The sequence below is a fragment of the Maribacter sp. ACAM166 genome, from assembly GCF_005771495.1.
In the GTDB taxonomy this organism is placed as follows: domain Bacteria; phylum Bacteroidota; class Bacteroidia; order Flavobacteriales; family Flavobacteriaceae; genus Maribacter.
In genome coordinates this window covers 18,832-31,390 of the sequence record NZ_VAUW01000045.1, presented here as the reverse complement: position 1 = coordinate 31,390, position 12,559 = coordinate 18,832, and the positions used below count along the sequence as shown (strand labels likewise).

7 protein-coding genes and 1 pseudogene are annotated in these 12,559 nt (G+C 36.9%); 5 read left to right on the top strand and 3 right to left on the bottom strand.

The genetic code is table 11. The features are described from left to right. The first annotated feature begins 120 nt into the window (after positions 1–120). From ES765_RS18995 to ES765_RS18975, 5 genes and pseudogenes are all read left to right on the top strand, one after another. Positions 121–2,442, top strand: coding sequence for a SusC/RagA family TonB-linked outer membrane protein (locus tag ES765_RS18995; RefSeq protein ID WP_262710696.1), 2,322 nt, complete (start codon positions 121–123; stop codon positions 2,440–2,442). 24 nt (positions 2,443–2,466) lie between these two features. Continuing rightward, positions 2,467–3,999: a RagB/SusD family nutrient uptake outer membrane protein gene (locus ES765_RS18990; RefSeq protein WP_138115924.1), complete on the top strand. Its 1,533-nt coding sequence runs from the start codon at positions 2,467–2,469 to the stop codon at positions 3,997–3,999. Positions 4,000–4,149: 150 nt separating this feature from the next. Continuing rightward, positions 4,150–7,539 carry a VCBS repeat-containing protein gene (locus ES765_RS18985; protein ID WP_171017375.1) on the top strand — a complete coding sequence of 1,130 codons (3,390 nt, stop codon included), beginning with the start codon at positions 4,150–4,152 and terminating at the stop codon, positions 7,537–7,539. A gap of 286 nt (positions 7,540–7,825) precedes the next feature. Then, positions 7,826–8,008: pseudogene (locus tag ES765_RS18980) on the top strand (alpha-L-fucosidase); the annotation flags it as partial. After that, positions 8,009–8,203, top strand: a complete 195-nt coding sequence (locus ES765_RS18975) for a hypothetical protein (RefSeq protein WP_138115921.1) — start codon at positions 8,009–8,011, stop codon at positions 8,201–8,203. Positions 8,204–9,116: 913 nt separating this feature from the next. On the opposite strand, the gene ES765_RS18970 is transcribed toward ES765_RS18975, so the two are convergent. The 3 genes from ES765_RS18970 to ES765_RS18960 all read right to left on the bottom strand — a co-directional run bounded on the left by ES765_RS18970 (position 9,117) and on the right by ES765_RS18960 (position 12,512). Next, a complete protein-coding gene (locus ES765_RS18970) occupies positions 9,117–10,229 on the bottom strand; it encodes a ThuA domain-containing protein (protein ID WP_138115920.1) in 1,113 nt (370 codons plus the stop codon). Positions 10,230–10,259: 30 nt separating this feature from the next. Beyond that, positions 10,260–11,099: a sugar phosphate isomerase/epimerase family protein gene (locus ES765_RS18965; RefSeq protein WP_138115919.1), complete on the bottom strand. Its 840-nt coding sequence runs from the start codon at positions 11,097–11,099 to the stop codon at positions 10,260–10,262. Positions 11,100–11,627: 528 nt separating this feature from the next. Further along, complete coding sequence (locus tag ES765_RS18960; protein ID WP_138115918.1) at positions 11,628–12,512, bottom strand: AraC family transcriptional regulator; 885 nt, start codon at positions 12,510–12,512, stop codon at positions 11,628–11,630. Positions 12,513–12,559 lie beyond the last annotated feature (47 nt).

Here is a 12,559-nt window from a genome sequence, read left to right as displayed (position 1 = left end):
AGATGATTTGGGAAAACAAGGTTATATTTAACATAAGAGAAAGGTGTGGTTTTGAGTGCACCACAAAGGTAACTTTGAGGAACAGAATTCCCTTTCTCTTTTTTAATCGTTTAGGACGCTATTGATTTCGAATCAAAGATTGGGTATCAAACACCTACGAATGAATTGGATTTACTCAACGCTAGGGAGTTTGCAGACTGGCATAATATGGCTAGAGATAATGATGGTGATGCTAGAGCAATACCCAATGACACGGGTTTTAACCCTAATATAGATACGGACTGGCAGGATGTACAGATTAGCCCAGCTTTGTTTAAAGAGTACAGTGTAAATGTCTCTGGGGGTTCTGATCAAGCGCGGTTCTATGTGTCGGGTCAACTTCTCGATCAAGAAGGTGTTGTTGTAGATTCCGATTTTAGGCGGTATAATTTTACGGTAAATACAAGTTTCAATAAAGGTATTTTCTCGATGGACCAGAGTCTTTTGTTATCTCGTGAAGAAAATAATACTAATAATTTTTTCTCAAGGGAAGGTGAGGTTCCGCCAACCATACCCATATATGATGAAAATAATGAAGGGGGTTTTGCTGGTTTAGATCCTAATTTATATGGTATGGCCAGAGGAATAAATTGGTATGGTAGGGCAATTTTACATGATAATTTATTTACGACAGACCGTGTCATAGGTTCTATACAGCCTAAACTTCAATTGAGTAAAAACCTCACCTATAAATTAAATTTGGGTATCGATTATGGTATACAACATAATTATGCATTTCAACCCACCTTTTTTCAAAGTACTTCGCAAGAGGCCTCAGAGGTAATCGCTTCACTGAATGAGAACTATGTCAGGTCACTAAGTTCATTGATGGAAAATACACTGCAATATTCGAATACGTTCGGAAAGCATGGGGTGACACTTTTGACAGGGTTTACGACCCAGTCGATTAAGGCACGATCTGCTGGGGGTATTGGCACCAATTTTATTTTTAATGACTTCAGGGTGCTTGATGCGGCCGATGACAATACCGATAATACGACGGGTAATCTTCAAGAAAATGCGCTGACGTCATACTTAGGGCGTATCGACTATGATTACGATGGTAAATATATTTTAAGTGGAACTATTCGCCGCGATGGATCTTCTAGGTTTAGGGAAGAAAATCGATTTGGAGTTTTTCCTTCGGGATCACTGGGATGGCGGATTAGTAAAGAGGGTTTTTTCCCTCAAGATGGTTTTGTTAGTAATTTAAAGGTACGTGGTAGTTATGGTTTGTTGGGTTCGCAAAACGTAGGAAATTATGTAACTTCTAGTGTTTTAAATGTAAGTAACTTCTATAATTTAGGAGGTATGGTTCAAGGGGGATCTACTGTTTCACAATTGGCGAACCCCAATTTAAAATGGGAAACTACTACCATTCAGAATTATGGATTGGACGCAGAGTTTTTAGGTGGTAAAATGAATTTTTCGGCGGAATACTACAAAAAAAGAGCAGAAGATATATTGGTCAATGTTCCCATCCCGCTTAGTGGCGGATTAGGAGGCTCATTGGCCAATAATGCTGCTACCATTGACAATTCAGGATTTGAGTTTGGAGGAACTTATAAACATTTTTCTCTAAATGAGGGGCTAAATTTTGATATAACAGCAAACTTCAATACAGTTAAAAACGAAGTTATCGCCCTAGGTGAAGGTGTAAACGCCATAACAGGCGGTGGTTATACACAAGGAGGTTATAATGCCACAAGAACGGATGTCGGCCAGCCAGTGGCTAGTTTTTATGGATTGTTGACAGAGGGTGTTTACCAGACTCAAACAGAAATAGATGCTGATGGAAGAACTAATGCGGTACTGGGCGATATGAACTTTGTGGATTTAAACAGCGACGGCCTAATCAATGACGACGACCAAACTTATCTGGGGAGTGCTATTCCAGATTTTGAATATAGTCTAGCGATTAATATGGACTATAAGAATTTCGACCTTTCTATTTTTATACAGGGGGTAGAAGGAAACGAGCTTTGGAACGGTAAAAGATACCATCAAGTATTGGATGGTACTAGGGGATTGAAAAGAAGGGAAGCCCTAGATGCATGGACACCACAAAATACAAATACCATTGTGCCAAGAGCTACGATTCGAGATTTGGCTTTAAACAAAAGGCCTTCGGACTATTTGGTTGAAGATGGCTCTTATTTAAGATTGAAGGCAGTTCAGCTTGGTTATACGCTCCCTAGCGATATTGTCAAAAAGTTGTATTTATCTAAATTAAGATTTTACATTGCAGGTCAAAACCTACTAACATTTACAGATTACCAAGGGTATGATCCAGAACTAGGTAGGCCTTTAAATGGTAGTGGAAGTCTTTTTGACAGCGGGGTTAACCGAAGAGCATACCCAAATAACCAAAATTTACTATTAGGAGTCCAAGTTGGTTTTTAAAAGAAAATTTAAAAAATTATAAAAATGAAAAGTAAAATAAATATTTTCATCGTTTTAGCTATCAGTAGCTTATTTACGTTTATTAATTGTACTGATGAATTGGAATTAACGAATCCAAATAGTCCTACGCCCGAAAGTTTTTGGCAAACCGAAGAGCATGCTGAAGGTGGGTTGACAGCAGTTTATGCTCCACTCCCAACCATTCCTATGTTTGGAAGGATATTGGTAGGTATACATTTGATCCATAGATCTGATATTGCAAATCCTTTTCCACAATCCAATGTTAACGATGCAGGTGCTTTGCAAGTAAGACCTGAAAACCCCAGAGTTAGTGAAATTTATCAAGAGTGGTATAAGATGGTAGCGCGTGCCAATCAAGTCATTAGTAGGGTGCCCGCTATTGAAATGGATGCTACAAGAAAGCAAGAAATTTTAGGAGAAGCCCATTTTTTACGAGGCTTTGCATACTTTTATATCGTAAATCTATGGGGTACTTCTCCATTGAGCTTAGAAGAAGCAGTGGGTTTAGAAGATCTTTTTCTTCCAAATTCTACTATTGAGCAAACATATGCTGCTATCATCAGTGATTTTAAAATTGCACAGGCCAACTTACCACAAGATGGTAGACCACCCAAAGGAGAGGTTGGGCGAGCCACTTGGGGTGCTGCCACTGCCTTTCTTGGACGGTCATATCTGTATACGGAAGATTTTCCAAAAGCCACTGTAGAGCTTAAGAAAGTTATGGACTCAGAAATATATGAGTTGAACGCAAACTACAATGACAATTTTATAGAAGAGATTTCCAACACGCCTGAGTCGATTTTTGAAATCCAGTATGATGGTAACGAGACCGGTGGTTGGGGTGGATCCGGAGGGAATGTATATAGAGCTCAAGCTTGGGAGGCCGACGTTGCTCCACGTAACTATAGTAGCCAACAGAGCATGAGCGTCAATCAATGGGTGTTGGATTTGTTTCTAAGCGAACAGACAACCGAAGGAACAACTGATACTAGGGCCAAGGCTACCTTATTATGGAATTACCCCGGAGCAATGATTTATCAAGATGCTTTTGCAGAAACTATGCTCGGAGATGATTTGAATAGGGTCTGGGTACGAAAATACCTTAATTTTAGAAGAGAAAATTCACTTACACCTGGTTCTTGGCAAGGTGCAACGAATAATTGGAAAATATTCAGATATGCAGATTTATTGTTGATGTACGCCGAAGCGGAAAATGAAGTCAATGGAGGGTCGCAAGCTGCAATTAATGCATTGAACGAAGTTCGAGATCGTGTTAATATGCCCAACGCTTCAGGTTTGAATCAAGCACAATTAAGACAGAACATACGAGACGAACGTGTTAAAGAGCTTGCCATTGAGGGCAACCGTTTCTTTGATTTGAACAGATGGGGCATTGCTGCTGAACGGTTTGGACAAAACCCTGAATTTAGGTCGAATAGCCAAGGAGTATTTGTTCAAGGCAGAGATGAATATCTTCCTATTCCTGCTCAAGATGTGCAGTCGAACCCTAATTTGAATCAAAATCAGGGATATTGAAAAATAGTTTATTTGTGTTAGCTTATAGTTAAGGATAATCCCCATTTTTTCTGGGGATTATCTTATTTTATAATAGATTGAACTGATCAGTTTGTACGAATATTTATAAAATAAATGAGATTATTTAGATTAATGCCAATTGTTCATGTTATGAGAATTATACTTAGAACCTTATTATTGCTTCTTTTAATCATCGCTGCCGGCTGCATTACGGAAGGCAAAGATGATGAGCTTAAAATTCAGGGGTTTAGCGAAATAAACGCAAAAAAGTCTTCAATATTTTTTGGTAATAACATTACCATATCAGATACGTTGAACTACAATACGTTTCCGTATATCTACATGGGCGGCGGAGTTGCTCTTGGTGATGTCAACAATGATAACCTTACTGACGTGTTTCTGACCGGTAATATGGTACCTAATGCACTTTATTTGAACAGAGGTGGCATGACATTCGAAGACATTAGCATTGACGCCGATATTGCAGGTGATTCAAGATGGTATACCGGGGTAACCATGGTTGATATCAATACTGATGGATGGTTAGATATTTATGTCAGTGTTTCCGGTCTTGGGGGTAACACCCATAACCAACTGTTTATAAATAATGGTCCTTCGACAGATACGGGGCAAGTTACTTTTACTGAAATGGCTGCTGAATATGGTATAGCTGACAAAAGTAATTCCATACAATCTACTTTTTTTGATAGTGATAATGATGGTGATTTAGACCTTTATGTTGGTAATTATCCTACCATACCATTGACCATGCCCAACACATATTATTTTGATAAAATGCAGCAAAGAAATCTTGTTGAATCCGGTCATCTCTTCAGAAATGATGGAAACGGGAGGTTTACGGATATAACTGAGCAAGCAGGCGTATTGAATTTTGGACTTTCTTTAGGTGTAGTCGCTAGCGATTTTAACAATGATGGATGGAAAGACTTGTACGTTTCTAACGATTTCAATGTGCCTGATTACTTATATATGAACAACGGAGACGGTACGTTTAGTGAAAGAATAAAGGAAACAAGTAGACAGACTTCGATGTTCGGAATGGGGGTTGATGCCGCTGATTTTAATAATGATGGGTTAATGGATCTTGTACAAGTTGATATGACACCAAATGACCACTACCGTTCGAAAACAAATATGGCCAGTATGGACCCCCAATCGTTTTACGGTATGGTCTCCATGGGCTTTCATTTTCAGTACATGCAAAATAGCATTCAGGTGAATAACGGTATTACTAATGACGGTAGACCTATTTTTAGTAATGTGGCTAGACTAACGGGAATCGCAACTACAGATTGGAGTTGGGCCCCTCTTTTTGCGGACTTTGATAATGATGGTTTGAAAGATATTGTCATTACCAATGGTATGCGGCTTGACGTAAATAATAATGATTTGTTGACAAGAGAAAATAGTACCAGTATTGTTCCTGAAAAAATAGATATGAACCAAGCCCCTTCAACGCCTATTCAAAATTTTGTATTCAGGAATAAAGGGGATTACGAATTTGAGGATGTTTCGAAAAAATGGAATATCAACTCTAAAGGTTTTTCAAATGGTATTGCCTATGGCGATTTGGATAATGACGGTGATTTAGATATGGTTATCAATAATATTGACCAAGAAGCAAGTCTTCTCCATAACAATAATCATGGGGCAAATTTTCTAAGGCTTAAATTACACGGAAATGAACAAAATCCCATGGGCCTTGGGAGTAAAATCAAACTTAGTTCAGGTACATCGGTACAATGGATAGAACATACGCTATCACGTGGTTTTCTATCAAGTATTGAGCCCATAGTTCACTTTGGATTGGGAAAAGAAAATATGGTAAACCGTATTGATGTTTTTTGGCCAGACGGTAAGGTAGAGACTCTGAAAAATGTAACAGTAAATCAAACTTTAGACATACATTATTTAAATTCCGAAGATAAAAAGGTAGAACAGGAAAAAGGAACATTTGCATTTACTGATGTCACAAAAGAATCAGGATTACATTTTACCCATACCGAAGACCTTTATAATGATTTTTTGATTGAGCCCCTTCTCCCACACAAAAATTCAGAACTAGGTCCGGCCCTGGCGGTAAAGGATATCAATAACGATGGCCTCGACGATTTTTTTATTGGAAACGCCAAAAATGAAAAAGGAGGGTTGTTCCTTCAAAATGCATCGGGAAGTTTCAACGAGATGGATGGTCCTTGGAGTGAAGATCAATCTTTTGAGGATACCGGAGCTGTATTCTTTGACGCCGATGCTGATGGCGACCAAGATTTATACGTGATAAGTGGGGGTAATCATGTATCGTCCAATATTGATTTTTATCAAGACCGACTTTATGTTAATACCCAATACGGTTTCATAAAATCCAAGGAATCACTTCCTGAAATAAATACAAGTGGACTTAAAGTCGCCCCTGTAGATTATGATGGCGATGGCGATATGGATATTTTTGTTGGTGGAAGAATTCAACCTGGGCGCTATCTTCAACCTCCTAGAAGTTATCTTTTGGAAAATATAGGAGGTTCTGATAGTACTTTGCGATTTGTCGATGTTACGTCAAGGGTAGCTCCCGAGCTTCAAAATATTGGTCTCGTTACTGATGCTTTATGGTGCGATTTTAATGCCGATGGAAAACAAGATTTGATTCTGACTGGTGAATGGATGCCCATTACCTTTTTTGAAAATGATGGCAATCGTTTCAATGACGTTACCGAAAAAATGGATTTCCAGAATACAGTAGGTTGGTGGTATAGCCTTGAAACGGCAGATTTAGACAACGATGGTGATTTAGATATAGTTGCAGGCAACCTTGGCCTAAATAGCAAGCATAAAAGTACTGAAGAATCACCTTTTGAGATATACGTTAATGATTTTGATGAAAATAATAGGCAAGATATCGTATTAAGCATTACAAAAGAAGGAGTCAAACTTCCCGTTAGGGGAAGGCAATGTTCTTCAGAACAAATTCCTATGATCAAAAGAAACTTCGAAACCTATGCTTCTTTTGCATCAGCAAATTTAATTGATATTTATGGAAAAAAAATGCTCGAGAGTTCCATCCATAAAAAAGCAGACACCTTTGCCCACCATTGGTTTGAAAATAATGGGGATGGCACTTATGAAAAGCATCAACTGCCCATAGAATCACAGTTTTCATCAATTAATGACATTGTAATTTTTGATTATAATAATGATGATTTCCCTGATTTGTTGGTGGCTGGTAACCTCTACGATACCGAAGTTGAAACCCCAAGGGTTGACGCTGGTATAGGCCTTGTGCTTCAAAATGACGGTAAAAAGGGTTTTGATGCCATATTAATGAATAAAAGCGGACTTCTATTAGATAATGAAGTAAAGGCAATGGCCGCTATCAAATTAGGTGAGCTTCACAAATCGGGCTTTATTGTTGCCATTAATAATGATACACCTAAATTGATTTCTTTCAAAAAAGTAATGATTAAGAATGATTCTATAAAACTTAAAGAATTAGCGGTCTCACTTAAAAAGAATCAACTGAAATAAAAAATCTTATCGTTATGAAAAAAAAGATAAGATTTTCTATTCTAATTTTCTTGGAATAAATCCCAAAAAAAAGGGATGGACGAAATATGGGGAGATTATAAAAAATTAACAAATTTGATATAGGTATAGGAGTTGCACTCTTTGATGGCAGCAATTATTCCATGTTTATTGATTGGGGCTTGTACTCCAATAAAACAAATGGAAAGATACGGCCTACTGCGGTATAGGCGAATGAATTATTCACCCTAGAAGGGTACGTATTCCGGCACAATAATATAAGGCGGAAGCTAAGAATTTCAATACTGTGAATTTTGATGAGGGCGTAATGACTAAACGAGCTAAGAACGCTGGTATGAAGTACATCGTGGTAACGACCAAATATCATGATGATTTTGCCATGTATGACTTTAAAAGTAATGACTTTGTTATTGTTAAAGCTATTTCTATTACCCGCAATACGAAAAAATAATTGGCGCAAGCATTTAAAGAAGAAGAACTTGGTTTCTACTACTCCCATAATCAAGATTGGTCTTTTCTGTGTGATATTGGAGTACAAAAGACCAATCAAAAGGGTGAGGAAGTAGAGTTCTACTATTGTAAAGATAACTGCCTACCTCAGGTAAATGAGATTACCACACAATATGGCGAAATTGCCATTATATGATTTGACCCTCCTGGAGATATTGAAAAAAATATATTGAAGAATTGGTAGAGATTGTCAGAAAGAACTAGCCAAGTACTATGATTTACGGGTCGACTGGGCATGGCCTAAGTGATTGCTTTTCTTAATGACCTTGGAAGGTATTACCATTGGATATAGGGTATTCTGTAAGATGATTGCTGGCTATAGTCAATTACGCTGGTTAGGACTAGAATAAGGGGTAATTCAACTGGTAATGGGAACCATAGTCAATTCCGTTTTGAATATGTACTTAGCGGCAGAGGGTAAACCCTAATGAAATTATTAGCAGATATGCTTCCTGAAGAATTTTGTAGTTGTATCTATTATCAAAAGTACAACATCTGCGTTAATCACTTATATTTCGATAAGTGGGTTGATTGAAAATCGTATTACAGATTAGTTGCATGAGCATTTTGATGTTTCTATAATTATAAGAAGTGGGAGCAACATACCACTGAACATTGACGGGTAAAGCAGTATCATGAAAACGTAATTTTAGAGGAATTCTCTTTATACCAGATGGCAGTTTCTAATAGGAAGAGCTAAGGTCTATAATGAGATTTAATTTAGTGTACAAGTAGTATTGCCTTCAATATTAAGGGCTATGGGTTCGGTTAAAGTATCGCTCAATGATAGTATGATTATTAATTTTGTTAAGAACGGCAAGGATAGTTTTGAGTTGCTGGAATTGAAATATGAAATATCAGGTATCACATATTTTTTATAATGACTAAGACAAATAGCACGAAATCATATTCAATGTAATTTATGATGTTATGCTTGAATTTTAAAGTACAAGCATGGCTAAATAGTAATATCCTGAATTGTATTGATATTTATAAATAAGTTATTTTCTACAAAAATAATACTGTTTGCTTTTATCCAAAGTCAATATCTACTGTAGGCTTTGCACGGAGAGTTGTTTATCCAGCCAATATTCATCGGTCTTAAAGCCATAAGTTGAGGGGTCAAACTCCCCTACCAAATCAACATTGGCCTTATCGGGAACCGTCGCGCCCATTGCCCAAAAAACCCCGTTAACCAATAATCTTCGAACCCCTTCATTTAACATGTCTGAGGCTGCACCAATCGTTGATGTAAAGGCCTTTCCTTTTTTACCTCCCGGAATTTGGTAACTTTTTGTCCAAGCAATGGGCATCAGTATATCATTTACTTTCAAGTCTTCATTGTTTTTGGTCGCTAATTCATCATCTGAAGGTTTCATGCCGAAGAACAAATCATTTTCATCAAAATCACTCTTTCTATTGATAACTTGACCCAATATAATAGGTTCGCTATCTCCGGGCAGCGGCAACCGAACCCCATAAACATCTGTCGGACCCCAAACCTCCCCACTACTAACTCCATTGGTAATTGAATGTGATGTTGCATTTTCAGCAATGACTCCCCTAGTACTTTGATGTTTGTGGTGCCCATGGTGTGTGTGCCATTTTTCTCCGAGAACCAAACGACCAAAGCCGTCAATCCATTCGGTTTGGTCGCCTTTATAACCATTGCCATAATGAGCAAAATTTGTGATGTCTTCTTTGCCAAAATTAAAAGCATGGGTAGCGGTTCGAATACCCATCAAAGGTTTGCCTGCCATCAAGTAACTCTCGAAATGTTGCATTTGCTCATCAGGTAAGGCCCTAAAACGTGTGAATATAACCATCATGTCTGCAGAATCAAGTGCTTCAAGACCTGGGATATTTTTTACGTAATTAGGATTTACCGTTCCTGGTTTATCCGGATTTTGGGCAAAGAGGACCGTACACTTGAACCCGTGCTGCTTCGATAATATTTTGGCGAGCTGTGGCAGTGACTCTTCAGAGCGATATTCTTCATCCCCAGAAACTAGGACAATATGTTTGGCACTATTTTCAGAACCTTCAAAAACAAGCCATTGTTTCGGAGTTTCCTCAACAGAAATTGTAGCTACTTTCTCAGTTTTATTTTCCTTACAGGCAACAAATGTTAAAAGTATAAACAGATAAATTATTTTTTTCATACAAATTGTCTTTTTGATATTTCAAATAGGTTAAACCGCCATTCCGTCTTTAATAAATTGTATTCCCTTAGTGTAAATTTCTTTTGAAGAAGAATAATTGCGCCACACGTTAATTGAATTCGAAAATTCAGGAATTATAGTACTGAACGCTTCAATCGTTAGCCAACCATCATAATCAATTTCTTTAAGCGTCGAAAAAACTTGACTCCATAACACCTGTCCGCTTCCAGGTGTTCCGCGATCGTTCTCGCTAATATGTACATGTTTCAAATATGGGGCTATAGTTTTAAGTGCACCAGATTGACTTTTTTCTTCAATATTGCTGTGGTGGGTATCATACATACCACCTAAATTCGGATGGTCGACCTCTTCAATTAAAGTTTTTAGATCAGCCATAGTATTGTATAGGTAACATTCGAAACGATTTAAGGCCTCAGGACAAAGCATAATATTTGCTTCAGCTGCATACTCAGCTGCTTTTTGAAGCATTTCTGCACTTCGCTTTCTTTCGTCTTGAGTTGGTGGTTGTCTACTGAAAAAAGCAAAAGGTGAATGTATTGGTCCGCAAATAGTATCGGCTTTTAAAGCTTGGGCATTGTCAATAGCCCATTTTAAACGATTAAGACCTGCTCGGCGAACGTTAAGGTCATCACTTGATATATTTTCATTGGGGGCAAGACCGGTAACCACAGTAACACCCATATCGAGTTCAGAAATATGGTTGCCAAGTTTTTTGTAATGTGTCAAATCACCTTCTCCCATATAGAGTTCAATACCATCATATCCGGTTTCTCTGAGTGTATCTATTATGGGATAATGTTCCTCAGTAACATGGTTTGTCCAGAGGAGCATGTTCATTCCTATTTTCATAAATTATACTATTTTTAGTCATTCCTTCTTAGTAGGAATCTTGTCGTTAACTTAACTTTATGCCTTATTGGTATCCAAATAATCATTAATTCACATGTTTGGATAACATGGGGCTTATATGTAAACATCTCTCGGCCTAGTTAATAAATATAAATCTCTCAAGCGAATGTGACCACCGAAATAAATAATGAGCCTGTTGTTAATGCCATTGTCTAATATTTTCATTATGTTTTTCAATACAAATGGAAACTAAAAAACAAAGAAGCCATATAGAACTAGTGTAAGCAATTTTAATTGGTTACTAAAGTCACCTTCTTCCATTATTTCAAGATACAAATACAACATGTTAACAAGCTGACAAAAAAAGTAACTGAAGGAGATGTATTTTTTTTAAAGTTATCGCTAATTAAAAAATAATAATTCCTTTTTTTTATTAAATAGCAGTACTTTTTTATCTTAAAATTCAACATATATCATATATGTTAATGCTACTAATCAAAATTTGCCCAGTGCTACACTCAATCAAATCTATGATATCGAGGTTTTAATTTTCAAAAACAATTTACGATATTCACACGGTGGCATATTGGCTATCGATTTAAATTGTCTATTAAAGTTAGATATAGTGCTAAACCCACATTCATAGGCTATCTCCGAAATATTTAAATTGTCTTCTAGAAGTAATTTTCGAGCATGTCCGATACGAATTTCATTTACAAACCGAGTAAATGTTTTGTTTGCCCGTGGCTTAAAGTATTTACAAAAAGAAGTTGTAGTCATATTCAACATATCTGAAATATCTTCAAGAGCAATCTTGCTTTTGAAATTGGTCATCACATATTCGTAAACTAGGCTCATTTTTTTTGTATCATCAGCTTTTAATACATTGGTATACGCCGGACTGGCTAATAAATTATAGTTTTTACTATCGGCAAGCACATTAATGATTTCCAATAAAAGAATAATTCTTTTAAATCCTTTTGCTTTCTCCATTTTAAAAAGCAACCATTTTATTTCTCTTTTTGTTTCCCCATAGAATTCTATGCCCCTAGCAGAATTTTTAAGAAGCTTATTAATGTGATAGAAGTCGTTTTTTTGTAAAAGACCTTCATTTAGAAGCTCTTGATTAAAATAAATTACCAACCCCCTCGTGGAAAGTTCGCTGTTCTGCTTAAAATAGGCTTCGTCATTTCTCCAAAGATGAGGAACGTTCGAGCCGGTTAGGACTAAATCTTCTTCTTCAAAAGTTTCTACATGATCAGCAACAAAACGTGTTCCCTGTCCGCTGACAATAAACGAGATTTGAAGTTCGGGATGAAAATGCCAATTAGGATTAAAATAAGGGCTAATTAAATCTTTAAACAAAAAAATTTCATTGGGGTTTAGTGTTTTTTCTATATTCGGAACTGTCATTATTTTTCTCTAATATTTTGAATATTAACTAAATTTTTCTCGATATT

Bases quoted from the DNA above. Each gene is read 5' to 3' on its own strand.
- ES765_RS18990 (WP_138115924.1), top strand. From the start codon at position 2,467: ATGAAAAGTAAAATAAATATTTTCATCGTTTTAGCTATCAGTAGCTTA.
- ES765_RS18985 (WP_171017375.1), top strand. From the start codon at position 4,150: ATGAGAATTATACTTAGAACCTTATTATTGCTTCTTTTAATCATCGCT.
- ES765_RS18970 (WP_138115920.1), bottom strand. From the start codon at position 10,229: ATGAAAAAAATAATTTATCTGTTTATACTTTTAACATTTGTTGCCTGT.
- ES765_RS18965 (WP_138115919.1), bottom strand. From the start codon at position 11,099: ATGAAAATAGGAATGAACATGCTCCTCTGGACAAACCATGTTACTGAG.
- ES765_RS18960 (WP_138115918.1), bottom strand. From the start codon at position 12,512: ATGACAGTTCCGAATATAGAAAAAACACTAAACCCCAATGAAATTTTT.